Below are 16,674 nucleotides of genomic sequence, written 5' to 3' on the forward strand. Positions count from 1 at the left end.
GGTCCCCAGAGGACGCGACGGGCGAACGTGGCCTCGACGTGCGGAACGCCGCCCCTCGCACGAGCGCGGGACGGCGTTCCGAGTCGTACGAATGCTGTACGAGCGTGGCGTGGGCGTCAGCCCTGGCGGGCCAGGTCCGCCGCGCCGACCAGACCGGCCTTGCCGCCGAGCTTGGCCGCGAGCACCTGGGCGTGCGGCCGCCACTCGCCGCCGATCAGCCAGCGGCGGAAGGACTTCCGGATCGGGTCGAGCACCAGCTCGCCCTCGTCCGAGACGCCTCCGCCCACGATGAACGCCGAGGGGTCGAAGAGCGACGCCAGGTCCGCGAGGCCCGCGCCGGCCCAGCGGGCCAGCTCGCGGAAGGAGTCCACGGCCACCGGGTCGCCCTGTCGGGCCGCCGCGCTGACGTGCTTGCCCTCGATGCCGTCGGGGGTGCCGTCGCCCAGGCCGAGGAGGATCTCCGCGTGCTCGGGCGTGGCGTGGGCGCGCTGCTTCGCGTACCGGACGAGCGCGCGGCCGGAGGCGTACTGCTCCCAGCAGCCCTGGCTGCCGCAGCCGCACAGCAGGCCGTCGGGGACGACCCGGATGTGGCCGAACTCGGCCGCCACGCCGAAGCGTCCACGGCGGAGCTTGTTGCCGATGATGATGCCGCCGCCGAGGCCGGTGCCGAGGGTGATGCAGATGACGTCCTCGTGGCCCTGACCGGCGCCGAACTTGTACTCGCCCCAGGCCGCCGCGTTCGCGTCGTTCTCGACCACGACCGGCAGGCCGACCCGCTGTTCGACCTTGTCCTTCAGCGGCTCGTGCCGCCAGTCGATGTTCGGCGCGAAGAGGACGGTGGCGCGCTTGTCGTCGACATAGCCCGCGGCACCGATGCCGACAGCCTCGATCTGATGACCCTTGCCGGCCTCGGACACGGCGGCGCAGATCGCGTCGACGATGCCTTCGGGGGTCGGCGGGGTGGGCACCTTGTGCGTGTCGAGGATGTTGCCCTCCTCGTCGACCACGCCGGCCGCGATCTTCGTGCCGCCGATGTCGACGCCGATGGTGAGTCCCATGTGTCCCTCAGTTTTCGGTCGAGCCCCGCTAAGGCCAACCGTACCCGAGGGGGGCGACCGTACTGATCAGTCCAGGTCGATGTGCTGCCCGGTTCCGGGCCCGTCGTCGTCCTTCTTGGAGTCCTCGGGCCGGTCCGGCCGGGATTCCTTGCGCGGGTCGTGCGGCTCGTCGCGGGTCCAGCGCGTCTCGTGGCCCTCGACCGCCGAGCGGTAGGCGGCCAGCAGTTCGTTGCCGGCGGCGGCGAGGTGGTCGAAGACCTGCGGGTTGCGCTCGATGACGGGCTCGACGGCCGCCTTCGCCTGGTTGACCAGCTGCTGCACGGTGCCCTGGGCTGCCATGCCCATCAGCGGGTTCCGCATCGAGGAGACCTTGTCGGCGACGGCGTCGAAGAGCTTGCGGAACTCCTCGGCGGCCGAGCCTGGCTCCGCGCCGGCCTCGGCGCGGCGGCGCGCCTTCTCGGCCTCCAGGTCCTCGGCGCACGCCTTGGCCCAGGCATCCGAATCGCTCATGGCGTACTCCTTACGGCTTATACCGTCGACGGTACACGGCCTCAGGACGTCCGGGGCCAGAGACCGGCGTCCGGTGCGAAGCGGACCCTCAGATCGCCGTCGACGAGCCCGGCGCCGGCGACCGTGCAGCGGCGCAGGGCGGGCGGCAGCGGGACGTTGCGGCGGAACGGGCCGACGGCGAGGAGAAGTTCGTCCCCGCGGCGGACGAGGGAGAGCTCGCCCTTGACGGCGCCGGGCAGGGGGATGTGCCAGACGAGGATGCCGTCGTCGTCCCTGCGGTCCTCGACGGTCCACTCGGGGACGGGTGCGGGTTTGGCGTCGACCGCGAGCAGGGCGAGGTCCTCGGGGCCGCGCAGGTCCCGGCCGAGGTGCGGGAGCGCGTGCACGGCCCCGTCGTGGGAGGTACGGAGCCGGTCCAGGTGCTCGTGCTGCTGGGCGGTCAACCCGGCGAGCCAGGGGTCGGGCGAGTCGGCCGGGAGCAGCTTGTTGGCGATCACGGTGTCGAGGGCGAGGCGGTGGAGCGCGAGGCCCAGGCGGGCGGTGCACAGGGCGACGGTGGCGGCGGGTCCCGGCTCGACGACGAGGCGGACGGCGGTGGTGGGGTCGTCGACGACGGCCTGGACGGCGGCGAGCTCGGCCTCCCAGCGGGCCGTCGTCGCGTACAGCCACTGGGCGGGCATGGGGACGCCGGCGAGCTGGGCCAGCATGGGGCGCAGGGCGCGGGCGGCCTGCCGCTCGGGGGGCAGGAGGCGGCGGAGGTAGCGGCGCAGCTGCTCGGGCAGCGCGAGGAGGGCGAGGGCTTCGAGCAGCGGGGGCAGGTCGACGACGACGAGGTCCCAGTCGCCGCCGGCGGCGTCGCGCAGGGCGCGGAGCAGGGCGAACTGGTGACTGCCGGGGAGTTCGGTGAGCTCGGCGTCCTCGAAGGGGGCGGCACCGAGGAGGTCGAGGGCGGCGCCGGAGCGGGCCTGCAGGGCGAGGAACTCGCGGCGGAAGTCGGCGGCGGGGGCGGGGCGGAGGAGCTCCACGCCGGGCGTCTCGTCGGCGTCGCCGGACACGAGGAGGACTCGCCGGCCGGCCTGCGCCTCGGCGAGCGCGGTGGCGGAAGCGACGGTGGTACGACCGGCGCCGCCGGTCCCGGTGACGAGCAAGATCCCCATACGACGGAACGTTACCGCCCACGGCTCCCCGCCCTCACGGCGTCATGGACATCCGCCCTGCAGGGCAGTGCCGACCAGCAGCCCCCACGCACGCAGCTTGTGCCCATCCGCAACGGGTCCGCCGGGTTGTGGGCAGGCGTTCCGCTGGGCTGGGGGTCCCCCCCGGACGGAGTCTGGGGGGACCCCCAGCCCAGCGGAACGAATGCCCACAACGGGGGTGGGAGGGGTAAGGCGCGGGTGGGCCCGCCCCGGCGGAACAGTTGCCCACCACCGGTGGGACGGGCGGACACCGCCCCAGCGGCGCGGGTGCACACAACCGGTGAGATGGCGGGCGCCGCCCCAGCAGGCGCCGGGGCCCGAACGACGCGGTCGCGCAGGCGCCGCCCCCGCGGCTACGCCCCCGATTCCACCCGCTTCTTCAGGCCCGCCAACGCCCGGTCGATGATGACCTTCTCCGCCTTGCGCTTGATCATGCCCAGCATCGGGATCTTGACGTCCACCGTCAGCTGGTACGTCACCTCGGTGCGCGTCCCGCCGCCCGCCGGGGCCAGGCGGTACGAGCCGTCCAGGGAGCGGAGCATCTGGGACTTGACCAGCGTCCAGGAGACCTCGTTGTCGCCGGTCCAGGTGTACGCCAGCGTGTGGTCGTCCTTGATCGCGCCCGCGTCGAGCAGCAGCCGCACCTTCTCCGCGCGGCCGGCCTCGTCCTTCTCCAGGACCTCGGCCTCCTTCACCTCGCCCGTCCACTCGGGGTAGCGGGCGAAGTCGGCGATCACGCCCATGACATCGGCCGGCGCTGCCTCGATGGTGATGCTCGAGCTGGTGTGTTCGGCCATCGCTGTGGCTCCTCCACTGTGCGGTCCGGCGAGAACTCGAAGAAATCGAAGGGCACGAACCGTGCCGACCGAAGGCTATCGCGCCGTCACCGAAGGCCCGTCACCACTCCAGCGTCCACGGCCTGCCCGTCGCCGCGAAGTGGCCGACGTTCACGCATTCCGTGGCCCCGACCCGCATCCGGCGCGCCAGCGGCTGGTGGACGTGGCCGAAGAGGGCGTACCGCGGCCGCGTGCGCCGGATCGCGTCGAGCAGGGCTCGGCTGCCGCGTTCGAAGCGGCGCGCGACCGTGTCGTAGGTCAGCTCGGGGACGTCCGGCGGAATGTGACTGCACAGCACGTCGACCTCGCCGAGCGCCTCCACCTTCGCCGCGTACTCCTCGTCGGAGATCTCGTACGGCGTCCGCATCGGGGTGCGCAGTCCGCCGCCGACGAAGCCGAAGACCAGCCCGTCGAGCTCGATCCGCTCGCCGTCGAGGACCGTGGTCCCCGGCCGGGCGTACTCGTTCCACAGCCCCGGGATGTCGACATTTCCATAGGTCGCGTAGGTGGGGGTCGGGAAGGCCGCGAACAGTTCCTCGTACTGGCGCCGCACCGCGGACTCGATCGCCGTGTTCCGGTCGACGGCCAGTTCGGACCAGAGGCGTCGTCCCAGGTCACGAGCTTCGTCGAAGCGGCGCGCGGTGCGCAGTTCGACGATCAGGTCGGCGTTCTCCACGCCGAAGAGGTCGGGGAAGATGCCGCGACTGTGGTCGGCATAGTCGAGGAAGAGCACCAGGTCGCCGAGACAGACGACGGCGTCCGCGCCCTCCCCCGCCTTGAGGAGGGCACCTGCGTTCCCGTGCACGTCACTGACCACGTTGATCCTCATGCGGTTCAGCGTAGGGCGTCGGACCTGCGGTTACTTCCGAGTCCGGAAAGCTGTGGATTACTGTGCGCGAAGCACGGCCACTACTGTGTGATGCACCGAACATCTGGCCAGACCCCCCTATCGGGAACCGAGTACTGATGGGTAACGTCCGGGCAGTCCAGTTGTGCTCACCCCCACTGAGCACCTGCCCGATCTTGGACCGCACCGGTGCATTCACACAGAGCCGTGGCGCCGGCGCCCGATGAGGAGCAGCAGTCTTGCGCGAGTTCAGCCTTCCGGCCCTGTACGAGGTCCCCTCGGACGGCAATCTGACGGATCTCATCCGCCGCAACGCGTCTCAGCACCCAGACACCGCCGTCATGGGACGCAAGGTGGCCGGCGTCTGGACGGACGTCACCGCCAAGCAGTTCCTCGCCGAGGTCCGCGGGGCTGCGAAGGGGCTGATCGCCGCCGGCGTGGAGCCGGGCGACCGGGTGGCGCTGCTTTCCAGAACGCGGTACGAGTGGGTACTCCTCGACTTCGCGATCTGGAGCGCGGGCGCCGTGACGGTGCCGGTGTACGAGACGAGTTCGCCGGAGCAGATCCAGTGGATCCTCGGCGACTCGGGCGCCTCGCTCGCCCTCGTCGAGTCCTCCGCCCACCAGGAGTCGGTGGAGTCGGTCCGGTCGAACCTGCCGGCGCTGAAGGGCGTCTTGCAGATCGAGGCCGACGCCGTCGCCCAACTCACCGCCACCGGTGCGGACGTCTCCGACGAACTGCTCGACGAGCGGATGTCGTCGGCGCACGCGGACGACCCGGCGACGATCGTCTACACCTCGGGCACCACCGGCCGCCCCAAGGGCTGCGTGCTGACGCACCGCGCGTTCTTCGCGGAGTGCGGCAACCTGGTCGAGCGACTGAAGCCGCTCTTCCGGACCGGCGAGAGCTCCGTGATGCTCTTCCTGCCGGCCGCCCACGTCTTCGGCCGCATGGTGGAGCTCGCGGCGGTCATGGCGCCGATCAAGCTCGGCTGCCTGCCGGACATCAAGAACCTCACCGACGAGCTGGCCACGTTCCGGCCCACGCTGATCCTCGGCGTGCCGCGCGTCTTCGAGAAGGTCTACAACTCGGCGCGCGCGAAGGCCCAGGCGGACGGCAAGGGCAAGATCTTCGACAAGGCCGCGCACACGGCGATCGCCTGGAGCCGGGCCACCAGCACCCCGCAGGGCGCATCGCTCGGTCTGAAGATCAAGCACAAGGTCTTCGACAAGCTCGTCTACAGCAAGCTGCGGGCGGTGCTGGGCGGGCGTGGTGAGTACGCCATCTCCGGCGGAGCGCCGTTGGGCGAGCGACTCGGTCACTTCTACCGCGGCATCGGCTTCACCGTCCTGGAGGGCTACGGCCTGACGGAGTCCTGCGCGGCGACGGCGTTCAACCCGTGGGACCGGCAGAAGATCGGCACGGTGGGTCAGCCCCTGCCGGGCTCGGTGGTGCGGATCGCCGACGACGGCGAGGTGTTGCTGCACGGCGAGCACATCTTCACCGGCTACTGGAAGAACGAGGCCGCGACGGCAGAGGCTCTGGCCGACGGCTGGTTCCACACCGGTGACATCGGCACGCTCGACGAGGACGGCTACCTCGCGATCACCGGACGGAAGAAGGAGATCCTGGTGACGGCGGGCGGCAAGAACGTCGCCCCGGCGGTCATCGAGGACCGGATCCGTGCGCACGCGCTGGTCGCCGAGTGCATGGTCGTCGGCGACGGGCGTCCGTTCGTGGGCGCGCTGGTCACCCTGGACGAGGAGTTCCTCGGCCGCTGGGCGAGCGAGCACGGCAAGCCGGCGGACTCGACGGCGGCGTCGCTGCGCGACGACGCGGAGCTGCTCGCGGAGATCCAGCGGGCGGTGGACGACGGCAACGCGGCCGTGTCCAAGGCCGAGTCGGTACGGAAGTTCCGGATCCTGAACTCCCAGTTCACCGAGGAGGCGGGCCACATCACGCCGTCGCTGAAGCTGAAGCGCAACGTGGTGGCGAAGGACTTCGCGGACGAGATCGAGGCGATCTACCGCCCGTAGGCACGGGTGCCCGAACCACGACGGGCCCCGCGGGACGCCGTTCGGCGTCCCGCGGGGCCCGTCTCCGTGTGCGGGGCCTGGGCCGGCCGGCGTGTGGGGACGACGTCGCCCCACCCCGAAGGCGGCGGCTCCCCGCCGCGGGCGTACCGGGCCGGGGGCCGCGCGGGCGACGCCCGGCAGGGACCCGGTCCTACAGCAGTTCCTTCAGGCGCTCCGCGAGCAGGTCCCAGCGCCAGCGGTCCTCGACCCAGGCGCGGCCTCGCTCGCCCATGCGGGCGCGCAGGGCGGGGTCGAGGAGGAGGGTCGCGATGCGGTCCGCGGACTCCTCGGGGGCGTCGCCTCGGACGACCCAGCCCGTTTCGCCGTCCAGGACCGCGTCCGGGGCGCCGCCCGAGTCGCCGGCGACGACCGGGAGGCCGGTGGCCGAGGCCTCCAGGTAGACGATGCCGAGACCCTCGACGTCGAGGCCGCCGCGGCGGGTGCGGCAGGGCATGGCGAAGACGTCGCCGGCGCCGTAGTGGGCCGGCAGCTCCTCCCACGGCACCGCGCCCGTGAAACGTACGGAACCGGCCACCCCGGTCGTCGCCGCGAGCGACTTGAGGTCCTTCTCGTAAGGGCCGCCGCCGACGATCAGCAGCACCGCGTCCGGCACCCGCCGCAGGATCTCGGGCATGGCCCGGATCAGCGTGTCCTGGCCCTTGCGCGGCACGAGCCGCGAGACGCACACGACCACGGGCCGGTCGCTGAGCCCGAGGCGCTCCCGTACCGCCTCGCCGCCCGAGCCCGGGTGGAAGGTCTTCTCGTCCACGCCCGGCGGGAGCTGCACCATGCGCGCTGCCGCCTCGGGCGTCAGCGCCGCCGCGATCCGCGAGCGCGTGTACTCGCCGAGATAGGTGAGGGTGTCCGTGCCCTCGCCGATACGGCGCAGGAGCTGTCGCGCGGCCGGGAGCTGGGCCCACCCCGCCTCGTGTCCGTGCGTCGTCGCGACGAGCCGCCGCGCACCCGCGCGACGCAGCGCGGGGGCCATCAGGCCGAGCGGCGCCGCCGCCCCGAACCACACGGATTCGCAGCCGTGCTCACGCAGCAGCGCGGTCGCCCGCGCGGTGACGCGAGGTGTGGGCAACAGCATGGTGGTGCTGTCCCGCACCACCGTGAAAGGCTGCTCCGCGTCGAACGCGGCGGTCGCCTCGATCCCCTCGCGGCTGCGCTTCCACGTGGAGGCGTAGACCACGATCCGCTCGGGATCCAGACGCAGCGCCATGTTGTGCAGGAACGCCTGGATTCCGCCGGGCCGGGGCGGGAAGTCGTTGGTTACGATCAGGGTCTTGTGCATCGTCGCCGAATGTACGTGACCGCACCCCCCGCCCGGCAACACACCCTCCGCAGGCGCGGACCGACCGACCGACTGGAATGGACGAGGTAGGAATGACGGGCGTACTGGGTACGGCTGCCGAGCGCGCGAGAAGAAACCCCGTCCTCATCTGGGGACTCACCCGGATCATCCTGCTCCTCTGTGTCTTCAAGGTCGTCACCGTCCCCGGGCCGGACGTCACGAGCGACATCGAGCAGATCTACCAGGGCTGGTACGAGGTCCTGAAGACCGGCACGTATCCGCTGGACGACGTGACCTGGCAGTACCCGCCGCTCGCCGCCCTGGCGATCCTCGCCCCCGCCCTGCTGCCGTTCCTGGAGTACTCCGCCGCCTTCTTCGTGCTCGCGTTCCTCTGCGACGCGCTCGTCTTCGGGCTGCTGATGTACGCGGGGAAGCGGCGGGGCCGCAGCCCGCACGGCGCGTGGATCTGGATCGCGGGCGTGCCGCTGCTCGGCCCGACCGCGTACGCCCGGTACGACCTCATGGTCACCGCCGTCGCCGTGGCCGCGCTCCTCGCGGGGCTCTCCCGCCCCCGGGTGCTCGGCGCGCTGGCCGGCTTCGGGGCGATGCTGAAGGTCTGGCCGGCGCTGCTGCTCGCCGGCACCCCGCGCGGCCGCGCCACCTTCCGCTCGTGGTCGACGGCCGCGGGCGCGGCGGCCGGGCTGCTGCTTCTGTGCGTGCTCGCGGCGCCGGGGGCGCTGGCCTTCCTGACCTTCCAGCGCGACCGGGGGCTGGAGCTCGAGTCCCTGGGCGCGATGCTCTTCCATGTCGCCCGGCACATCGGCTGGGAGGGCGAGGCCCGGATGAACTACGGCTCGATCGAGTTCCTCGGCCCGTACGTCTCCACGGTCTCCTCGATGGCCATGGCCCTGACCATCGCCGCCTTCGCCTGGTTGCTGGTGTGGCGGATACGGGCCCGCGCGTTCACGACGTCGACTCCGGCGGACGTGGCGTTCGTGGCGGTGCTGCTGTTCACCACCACGAGCCGGGTGATAAGCCCCCAGTACATGATCTGGCTGATAGGTCTGGCCGCCGTGTGCCTGGCCTACCGGGCGAGCCGGATGCGGCGGCCGGCGCATCTGGTGGTGTGGGCGACGGCGGTGACGCAGTTCGAGTTCCCGGTGTGGTTCTCCCATGTGACGGACAGCGATCCGCTGGGCATCGGCCTGCTGCTGATACGGAACGGACTCCTGGTCGCCGCGTCGGTCTCGGCATGCCGCATCCTGTGGCAGCAGACGGTGACGGAGCCGCGTCTCACCCCGGCGAGGATTCCGGTTCAGCAGTCCGAGCGTGCGAGGCGCCTGCCCGTCGGCTGAGCGGCGGGGTGCGGCGGTGCATCAGGCCGGCGAGGGCCGCGCACTGCGCCGCCGTCGCGAGACCCATGGCCAGGCAGATTCCGGGCAGCCCCAGGCCTGAGAGCACATACGCGAGAGGCAGCTGGAACAGGACGCCGGCGACCGTGATCCGGGCGAGCCGCGGGCTGTCGCCGCTGCCCTCGAAGACCCCGGCGAGGGCGATGAACCCGGCCATCAGCACCAGATGGGGCCCCAGGCAGCGCAGGAAGAGGGCGCCGGCGGCCACCACGTCCGGCTCCGCGCCGAAACCGCGCATGACGGGGCCGGCAACGAGGAACAGCAGAGCGGCGGCGGCCGCACCGATGACTCCCCCGAGGAACAGGGCCTGTCGGCCGACGGCCCGGCGCTCGTCCCGGCCCGCCCCGAGCAGATGCGCGGTGTGGATGGCCGCGGCCTGGCGCACGGCGTAGAACGCCATCGTGGCGACGTACATGGCCTTCGTGGCGATGCCGTACGCGGCGACCTGGGTGACACCGAGCCGGGCCACGACGGCGACGAGGGCGAGGGCCCCCAGCATCCGCACGACGAAGTCGACGGACATGGGCAGCCCGGTGGCGACGGTACGGCGCAGGGCGGCGGCCGTCCCCTCCGAGGGCGAGGCGGCCCGCGCGGCCCGCAGGAGCGGGTTGCGGCGCAGGGCGAGGAGTCCGGCGCCGAGGGCGACCGTGCGGCCGACGACGGTGGCGAGGGCGGCGCCCCGCACTCCGTACGCGTGGATGAGCAGTGGGTCGAGGACCAGGATCAGTCCGTTGGCGAGGAAGGCGAGTCGCATCGGTGTGCGGGTGTCGCCCGCGCCCTTGAGGATGCCGTCGAGGACGGTGAGGGCGAAGAAGACGGCCGTGCCGGGCAGCGAGATCGCGAGGTAGCCGGTGGCGAGGGCGCGCGCAGGAGTGTCGGCGCCGCCGAGGACGAGCCCGGCGAGGGGTTCGCGGAGCAGATAGCCGCCGAGGGCGACGGGCGGGACGAGCAGCGCGCCGAGCAGCCGTCCGCCGCGGACGGCTGCCCGTACGGCGCCGGGGTCCTCGGCACCTCGGGCGCGGGCGACGAGGACGGTGGTGCCGGAGCCGGCCATGAGCACGATGCCGAGAGCGACGTTCTCGACGTTGGTGGCGACGGCGACGGCCGCGACGGCGTCGCCGCCGAGTCGCGCGACCCAGACCATGCCGATGATGCCGGCGGCGACCGCGGCGAGGAGCTCTCCGTAGACGGGGTACGCGAGCCGGATCAGTGTGCGGCGATGTGTCATCGACTCCCCCTCTTATCGAGCTACATCGATTCGAGGTAGCTCGATAAGAGGTAGCATGGCTGGGGATCCGGGACAAGCGCGAAGGAGGAGCGGGTGCTGGAGCTGACGATCCTCGGCTTCCTGTACGAGAAGCCGCTGCACGGTTACGAGCTGAAGGACCGCATCCAGGGGCTGAGCGGCCATGTGCGCCCGGTCAGCGACGGCGCGCTCTACCCGGCGATCACCCGCATGGTGAAGGCCGGGCTGCTCGAGCGCCGCACGGAACCGGGCACGAGCGCGGCCCCGCGGCGGATGCTGTCGCTGACCGCCGAGGGCCGGGCGGAACTGTTCGCCCGCCTCCGCGATCCGAAGGACGCCGAGATCACCGACGGCCAGCGCTTCTTCACGCTGCTGTCCTTCCTGGGCCTGCTCCCGGACCGCGCGGCCCAGGCGGCCGTCCTCCGCCGACGTCAGGCCTTCCTGAACACCCCCGCCAGCTTCTTCTACAAGGACGGCGCCCCGGTGCGCGCCGAGGAGGAGCCGGACCTCTTCCGCCAGGGCATGCTGCGCATCGCCCGTGCGACGGGCACGGCCGAGAAGCAGTGGCTGACGGAGGCGTTGGCGGAGCTGGACCCCGAGGCCTGACACCCGGGGCGGGCGGCTCCGAACCCGAGGCCTGACACCCGCGCCGGCGTCCCCGTCGGTCAGCTCAGCCGGTCCCGCAGAAAGCCTCGCCAGGCCGCCGTGAACTCCTCCGGGGTCGTGCCGAGGGTCTCGGTCAGCGCCTTCTCCACCGCGCCCTCGCGACCCGGGTGGGCGCCCACCGCGCGGTAGAAGGCCGTCAGCTTCGCCTCGCCCCAGCGTTCGGCGATCAGCTCGCAGGCCAGCCAGCCGCCCTCGTACGCCCGTGCCAGTGCTTCCGCGTCGCCGCCGAAGGCGAAGGCCTTGTCGTCCGGGAGCACCGCCGGAACGTCGCCGGCCCGGACCGCGCGACGCAGCTCCGGGGCCGCCTGGGCGGCCGTGCGGCCCGTGCCCCGGTAGGCGACCCAGTCGGCGAAGCCCTCCGACAGCCACACGGGCGTGGCCGCCGAGGTGGCGGTGCGGGTGGCCACGTGGGTGGTCTCGTGCGTGAGGACGACCTGCTGTCCGAACTCGCCGAGGACCCCGTACGCCTCGGGGTTGACGATCACCCGGTCCGCCGGGGCGTCCGGCCCCCCGCCGACCTCCCCGGTCGTGACCGCCGCTATCCCCCGGTAGGAGGTCGCCGGCGCCCCGAGCAGGCCGCCCATGGCGTCCAGGGAGGCGGGGACGAGCACGACGACCCGGCCGGCCCAGGGCGGGGACCAGGCGGCCGAGACCGCGGGCACCGCCCGGTCGGCCGCCGCCGCGATCGCCTTCAGACGCTCCTCCGACTGCCCGACGCCGAGGACGAGGCTGCGCGCGCCCCGTACCGCCTCCACGTCGCCCTGCTGCCACAGCTGCTGGGCGGCGCCCTCTCCGGGCCGCTCGGCGGTCACGTACCAGCGGCCGTCCCGTTCGGTCAGGTCGAGGACGCGCTCCGTGGTGACGGGCCCGGAGTCGTAGCCCTCGACCCGATACGTGAGGTCGGCGCGGGCCGTGGCCCGGTCGTCGCCCGCCCGGTCCCCACTCTGCCGCTCGACGGCCTTGAGCCGGTAGCCCCACGAGGCCAGTGGCACCTCGGCCAGGTGGTCGAACTCCTTCAGGGCGACGGAGGCGCGCTTCGGGTCGAGCGTGACCGCGTAGGCCGCCTCGTCCCGGGTGAGCAGCGCCCGCGCGTGCTGGTCGAGGAGCGTCTGGATCTCCTGGGGGGCGGGATCCGGAGGCTCGGGGAACCCGCACCCGGCGAGGGCCAGAAGGCCGGCCAGCAGACCGACTGCCACCCGACGTGCCCCTCCATGCCCCTGACCTGCCACGCCATCGATCGTACGGGCAGACGTACGCGCAGGCGTACGGTCAGACTCGCGTCACCGTCACGTGGGACATCATCCCGACCGGGTCGTAGCGCACCCGCGCCCCGGGGTAGGGCGCGTGGATCACCTGCCCGTTGCCCGCGTAGATCCCGACATGGCTGGCGTCGCTGCGGTACGTGACGAGGTCGCCGGGCTGCGCCTGCGAGAGCGGCACCTGCCGTCCGGCGTACCGCTGCGCGGAGGAGGTCCGCGGCAGGCTGATCCCGGCCTGCCGGTAGGACCACACCATCAGGCCGGAGCAGTCGAAGGCCCGCGGGCCGGTCGCGCCCCACACATAGGGCATCCCGATCGCGCTGCGCGCAGCGATCACCGCGGCGGCGGCACGGGAGGAGGCCGGGCCAAGGTCGGAGAGCGGCGGCAGCTCCTCCTCTCGGCCGGAACGGGAGGCCCGGGCGTCCTGGTCGAACTCCGCGCGGTCCTCGGCGCTCAGGGACGCCAGGACCCGGCGGGCCTCGGCAAGCTTCCGCTCGACGGTGCGCTTGTGCTGGGCGACCTGGGTCCGGCTGCGCTCCAGTTCGGCGAGGAGCCGGCCGGCCTCCGTCCGCTTCTGGGTCAACCTCCGCTGCTCGGCCTGGAGCTGGCCGAGCGCCACGCCCTGCCGGGCGGCCACCCGGTCGAGCACGGAGGCCCGGTCGAGGTACGAGTCGGGGTCGGAGGAGAGCAGCAGCGCGAGGGCGGGGTCGATGCCGCCGGAGCGGTACTGGGCTCCGGCGACCGAACCGAGCGCGCCCCTCATCCGGTTGATCCGCTCCTGGCCACGCGCCAGGCCGTCCTGCGCCCGGGAGACCGACCTGCGCAGCGTGTCCGCCCGCTCGTCGGCCTTGTTGAAGCCCTCGGTGGCCCGCTCGGCCTCCTCGAAGAGCCGGTCGACCGTGGCCTTGGTCGCGGCCTCCGGGGCGCCGCCCGGGTCGGCGCTCGCGGGGACGGCACCGAAGGCCGTGGCGGCGGTGGCCGCGGCGGCGGTCAGGACGGTGACCCTCGCGGGTCGTCGGTGGGACGCCACGTATCGCGCTCCGTTCGGCTGTTACCCAGACTGGCGCGGCAGACAGTAGCCGGTGATCACTCCGTGTCCAACGAAGGCGCCGGGCACACAAAGTGACGCCCCGCCGGAGACCACAGGTCACCGGCGGGGCGTCACGTCAGCGAAGGATGCGACGAACCACCCGATTGGGCGTCATGTCGGGATGCGTCAGATACGGACGCCGAACTGGAAGGTGCCCATGTAGCTCATCGACTCGTAGCGGACCGAGGCGCCCGGCTTGGGGGCGTGCAGGATCTGCCCGTTGCCCGCGTACAGACCCACGTGGGACAGGCTGTTGAAGAAGACCAGGTCGCCCGGCTTGAGCGCGCTGCGGCCGATCTTCACACCGTCGTTCTGCTGGGTGTAGGTGGTGCGGGTGAGCGTGACGCCGGCCTGGCGGTAGGCCCACTGCGTCAGACCGGAGCAGTCGTACGAGTTGGGGCCCTCGGCGCCGGAGACGTACGGCTTGCCGATCTGGGTGGCGGCGGCGCTGAGCGCGGCCTGGCCACGCGCGGAGGCCGGGACCTCGTTGCCGAGGTCGACGCGGTCGCCGGCGGCGCGGCTGGCGCGCTGCTCCTCTTCCTGCATCTTGGCCCGCTCGGCGGCGGTCAGGGTGTTGAGGAGCTTCTGCGCCTCGGCGAGCTTGCCCTGGAAGGTCTTCTTCTTCTCGCCGAGGGTCTTGCGGACGTCCTCGAGGTCGGCGAGCTTCGTCGTCGCCTCGGCGCGCTGCTGGGCGAGGGTCCGCTGCTTGGCCTGGATCGACTGGAGCACGTCGGCCTGCTTGGCGCCGAGCTGGTCGATCGCGGACGCCTTGTCGAGGTAGGTGTCCGGGTCGGAGGAGAGGAAGAGCTGGAGGGCCGGGTCGATGCCACCGGAGCGGTACTGCGCGCTGGCGACCGAACCGATGCTGTCCCGCAGGGTGTTGAGCTCCTGCTGACCGCGGGCCACCTTGTCCTGGACGGCCCCGATCTCCTTCTGCAGCTTGCCCCGGCGCTCCTCGGCCAGGTTGTACTGCTCCGTGGCCTCCTCGGCCTCGTGGTGCAGCTTGTCGACCTTCGACTTCACGTCGTCGATCTTCGGCTTCGGAGCCGCCTGGGCGCCGGTCTGGGCGGAGAGCGCGACGGCCGCTGCGGCGGTCGCGGTGAGCACGGTCACACGGGTGCGGCTCGGCTGCTTGGGACGACGGTGGGACGCCACGAAGGCGATCTCCTTCTTCCTCGAGCCGCCCAACCAGGCTGCGGCAGGCGGTTCCTCCGCTGCCATCCCGGATGGATGATCAACCGCGCGAAGGTTCGAGGCCTGACCCTAGTGACCAAGTTGTGATCAGTTCAAATCCTCATGAGCAAAATCTCGCCCACGCGGCACTTTATTTCCACAGACCACACAGGCAGTAGCGGCCACTTGACCGTGCGCCCTCCAGAATTCGGGCATTACACCCAGGAGTTATGAGGTGTCACGAGGTGCGCGAAAGCCGCTTCAGCAACAATGCGGACGTGACCGGCCGCGCGCCGGCCTTGGCCACACCGTCGGCGACCTCGCGGTCGGTGGAGACCACGACGACCGGCCGGCCCGGCGGCTCGGCACGCACCAGCTGACGGATCAACTCGTCGGCGGTGACGCCCGGCTTGGAGAACAGCACCCGCACCCCGCGCGGCGGGGCCAGCAGGACCGGGGCCGCCAGCTCCGCCCCGTCGAAGACACAGGTGATCTCGGCGCCCGAGCGGGCCGCGAGCGCGGAGAGCCCGCCGAGCAGCCGCAGCCGCTGCTTCTCCAACGGCATCGTCGGATAGCCGGTCTTGGTGACGTTGTAGCCGTCCACGACCAGATGCGCCTGCGGCAGGGCGAGCAGCTGGTCAAGGAGCGCGGGGTCGGTCTCGGACAGTGCCCGGGCCGCGATGTCCTTCGGCGACATCCGGCCGGGCTCCACCGCGTCGACGGTGTCGGCGGGATGGATCGAGACGGGCGGCAGGGCCAGTTCGCGGCGCAGCCCCTGCGCGGCGTCGAGCACGGTGTCGAGCAGCAGGCGCAGCCGCATGTCCTCCACGGAGCGCCCCTCGCGGGCGGCCCGCCGGCTGGCCTCGAGGGCCGCCTCGACCTCGCCGAGCCGGGCCTTGAGCCGCCGGGTCTCGCTCTCGGCGGCCGAGACCTGCGCCGCCGCCTCCGCCCGGAAGGTGTCGATCTCCGCCTGCGTGCGACGCAGGGCGGCCTCGCCGCGCTTCACATCGCTCTGGGCGCTGCGCAGCTTGCGGTGAAGCGATTCCGCTTCCTTGCGGGCCACCTCCAGATCGGTGCGCAACTGCTCGGTCTCCGCGCGGCCGCGCTCCTTGGCGGTGGAGACCTCCTCGCGCAGCCGCTCCAGCTCTCGCCGGCCTGCCTCGTCGGCCCGCTCGGCGTCCGCGCGCTGGGCCTCCTCACCGGCGGCGGCGACCAGCTTGACCCAGCCGGCGGGGCGCAGGACATAGGCGGCCGCGGCCACGTCGACGGGGTCGGCGGCGGCGGGCGGGGCGCCGGACTCGACGGCCCCGGCCAGCTCGGGCTGCGCCTCCTTGAACCGCTCGCCGATCCGCTGCCGGAAGAGCGGGTCGCCCTCCAGTGCGGCGGCCATCGCGTTGCCCGCGAACTTGGCCCGCCTGCTGGCGGTGAACCGCGCGTACTGCCGCAGGGGTGCCGGAAGCTCCGCGACGGTCAGCCCGCCGAAGGCGTCCGAGACCAGCGCGACGACCCTCCGCCGTACGCCGTCGGGCAGCGGCCGGTCGAGCGTCTCGGCAGCGTCACCTGCCGCGCCGGCCGGTTCACCACCGTGCGCGGGCTGCTCCACGATCCGTCACCCCATCGTCATACGCACCGCTCCGTCAGGAGGCGGTGCCGGGCCTGTCCACGAGTTCGATCTGATCCACCGCGTTGCACCAGCGGCAGCGGACCGACTCGATGGTCTCACTGACCACCTCGCGCTCCTCGACCTTCGGTTCGCCCGCGAGGTCCAGATGGACGTACTCGACGACCTTGGAGGAGCGGGTCACGTCGAACCGGGTCAGATTGCCGCAGAGCGTGCAGCGCCAGCGGGTCTCGGCGGTCGGCAGGGGAACCGTCGTCATCGTGCCGTCCTCTTTCATGATGCGAGTGCGGGTGCCGCGGTGCGCCGTCGAACTGCGGAGGTACTGCCCGTCACCCTACGGCCTCGCAGGTACCCCGTGTCGCGGCGAGGCACTCTGTCCAGTTGAGCACCG

15 protein-coding genes are annotated in these 16,674 nt (G+C 72.4%); 3 read left to right on the top strand and 12 right to left on the bottom strand.

All coding sequences use genetic code 11. From position 1 onward, the window contains the following. Positions 1-116: 116 nt before the first annotated feature. The 5 genes from ACZ561_RS29505 to ACZ561_RS29525 all read right to left on the bottom strand — a co-directional run bounded on the left by ACZ561_RS29505 (position 117) and on the right by ACZ561_RS29525 (position 4,429). Positions 117-1,058 (bottom strand): ROK family glucokinase, encoded by a 942-nt coding sequence (locus ACZ561_RS29505; protein ID WP_383563445.1) that lies wholly within the window; start codon positions 1,056-1,058, stop codon positions 117-119. 66 nt (positions 1,059-1,124) lie between these two features. Further along, entirely contained in the window at positions 1,125-1,568 is a 444-nt protein-coding gene (locus tag ACZ561_RS29510) for a DUF5304 domain-containing protein (RefSeq protein WP_471000574.1), read from the bottom strand. A 41-nt stretch (positions 1,569-1,609) separates the two neighbouring features. Next, positions 1,610-2,725 carry an ArsA family ATPase gene (locus ACZ561_RS29515; RefSeq protein WP_471000577.1) on the bottom strand — a complete coding sequence of 372 codons (1,116 nt, stop codon included), beginning with the start codon at positions 2,723-2,725 and terminating at the stop codon, positions 1,610-1,612. Between the two features lie 392 nt (positions 2,726-3,117). Further along, positions 3,118-3,561 (bottom strand): SRPBCC family protein, encoded by a 444-nt coding sequence (locus tag ACZ561_RS29520; protein WP_471000580.1) that lies wholly within the window; start codon positions 3,559-3,561, stop codon positions 3,118-3,120. 100 nt (positions 3,562-3,661) lie between these two features. Then, positions 3,662-4,429 carry a metallophosphoesterase family protein gene (locus ACZ561_RS29525; RefSeq protein ID WP_471000583.1) on the bottom strand — a complete coding sequence of 256 codons (768 nt, stop codon included), beginning with the start codon at positions 4,427-4,429 and terminating at the stop codon, positions 3,662-3,664. Between the two features lie 257 nt (positions 4,430-4,686). Here ACZ561_RS29525 and ACZ561_RS29530 point away from each other — a divergent pair, with 257 nt between their 5' ends. After that, positions 4,687-6,483 carry an AMP-dependent synthetase/ligase gene (locus ACZ561_RS29530; protein ID WP_471000586.1) on the top strand — a complete coding sequence of 599 codons (1,797 nt, stop codon included), beginning with the start codon at positions 4,687-4,689 and terminating at the stop codon, positions 6,481-6,483. Positions 6,484-6,673: 190 nt separating this feature from the next. Here the strand turns inward: ACZ561_RS29530 and ACZ561_RS29535 are convergent, their stop codons facing one another. Beyond that, positions 6,674-7,816: a glycosyltransferase family 4 protein gene (locus tag ACZ561_RS29535; RefSeq protein ID WP_329121487.1), complete on the bottom strand. Its 1,143-nt coding sequence runs from the start codon at positions 7,814-7,816 to the stop codon at positions 6,674-6,676. A gap of 92 nt (positions 7,817-7,908) precedes the next feature. Between ACZ561_RS29535 and ACZ561_RS29540 the strand changes: the two genes are divergently transcribed. Continuing rightward, positions 7,909-9,171 carry a glycosyltransferase 87 family protein gene (locus ACZ561_RS29540; protein WP_471000589.1) on the top strand — a complete coding sequence of 421 codons (1,263 nt, stop codon included), beginning with the start codon at positions 7,909-7,911 and terminating at the stop codon, positions 9,169-9,171. Here ACZ561_RS29540 and ACZ561_RS29545 read toward each other — a convergent pair. Then, positions 9,110-10,456, bottom strand: coding sequence for an MATE family efflux transporter (locus ACZ561_RS29545; protein ID WP_471000592.1), 1,347 nt, complete (start codon positions 10,454-10,456; stop codon positions 9,110-9,112). The two genes, ACZ561_RS29540 and ACZ561_RS29545, sit on opposite strands and share 62 nt — an antisense overlap. Before the next feature lie 93 nt (positions 10,457-10,549). Between ACZ561_RS29545 and ACZ561_RS29550 the strand changes: the two genes are divergently transcribed. Beyond that, positions 10,550-11,080: a PadR family transcriptional regulator gene (locus ACZ561_RS29550; RefSeq protein ID WP_471000595.1), complete on the top strand. Its 531-nt coding sequence runs from the start codon at positions 10,550-10,552 to the stop codon at positions 11,078-11,080. A gap of 59 nt (positions 11,081-11,139) precedes the next feature. Here ACZ561_RS29550 and ACZ561_RS29555 read toward each other — a convergent pair whose 3' ends face one another. The 5 genes from ACZ561_RS29555 to ACZ561_RS29575 all read right to left on the bottom strand — a co-directional run bounded on the left by ACZ561_RS29555 (position 11,140) and on the right by ACZ561_RS29575 (position 16,542). Continuing rightward, entirely contained in the window at positions 11,140-12,336 is a 1,197-nt protein-coding gene (locus ACZ561_RS29555) for a hypothetical protein (protein WP_471000598.1), read from the bottom strand. Between the two features lie 73 nt (positions 12,337-12,409). After that, positions 12,410-13,429 carry a C40 family peptidase gene (locus ACZ561_RS29560; RefSeq protein WP_471000601.1) on the bottom strand — a complete coding sequence of 340 codons (1,020 nt, stop codon included), beginning with the start codon at positions 13,427-13,429 and terminating at the stop codon, positions 12,410-12,412. A gap of 186 nt (positions 13,430-13,615) precedes the next feature. Further along, on the bottom strand, positions 13,616-14,644 hold the full coding sequence (locus ACZ561_RS29565; RefSeq protein ID WP_471000604.1) for a C40 family peptidase: 1,029 nt from the start codon (positions 14,642-14,644) through the stop codon (positions 13,616-13,618). 256 nt (positions 14,645-14,900) lie between these two features. Next, positions 14,901-16,265, bottom strand: coding sequence for an NYN domain-containing protein (locus tag ACZ561_RS29570; protein WP_471000607.1), 1,365 nt, complete (start codon positions 16,263-16,265; stop codon positions 14,901-14,903). A 34-nt stretch (positions 16,266-16,299) separates the two neighbouring features. Beyond that, positions 16,300-16,542, bottom strand: coding sequence for a hypothetical protein (locus tag ACZ561_RS29575; RefSeq protein ID WP_260228851.1), 243 nt, complete (start codon positions 16,540-16,542; stop codon positions 16,300-16,302). Between the last annotated feature and the right edge of the window lie 132 nt (positions 16,543-16,674).

This window comes from Streptomyces sp. NPDC039609 (assembly GCF_055596705.1).

What these genes read in the sequence shown, in the direction of transcription:
- ACZ561_RS29505 (WP_383563445.1), bottom strand. Translation starts at nt 1,058, where the DNA reads ATGGGACTCACCATCGGCGTCGACATCGGCGGCACGAAGATCGCGGCC.
- ACZ561_RS29510 (WP_471000574.1), bottom strand. Translation starts at nt 1,568, where the DNA reads ATGAGCGATTCGGATGCCTGGGCCAAGGCGTGCGCCGAGGACCTGGAG.
- ACZ561_RS29515 (WP_471000577.1), bottom strand. Translation starts at nt 2,725, where the DNA reads ATGGGGATCTTGCTCGTCACCGGGACCGGCGGCGCCGGTCGTACCACC.
- ACZ561_RS29520 (WP_471000580.1), bottom strand. Translation starts at nt 3,561, where the DNA reads ATGGCCGAACACACCAGCTCGAGCATCACCATCGAGGCAGCGCCGGCC.
- ACZ561_RS29525 (WP_471000583.1), bottom strand. Translation starts at nt 4,429, where the DNA reads ATGAGGATCAACGTGGTCAGTGACGTGCACGGGAACGCAGGTGCCCTC.
- ACZ561_RS29535 (WP_329121487.1), bottom strand. Translation starts at nt 7,816, where the DNA reads ATGCACAAGACCCTGATCGTAACCAACGACTTCCCGCCCCGGCCCGGC.
- ACZ561_RS29540 (WP_471000589.1), top strand. Translation starts at nt 7,909, where the DNA reads ATGACGGGCGTACTGGGTACGGCTGCCGAGCGCGCGAGAAGAAACCCC.
- ACZ561_RS29545 (WP_471000592.1), bottom strand. Translation starts at nt 10,456, where the DNA reads ATGACACATCGCCGCACACTGATCCGGCTCGCGTACCCCGTCTACGGA.
- ACZ561_RS29575 (WP_260228851.1), bottom strand. Translation starts at nt 16,542, where the DNA reads ATGACGACGGTTCCCCTGCCGACCGCCGAGACCCGCTGGCGCTGCACG.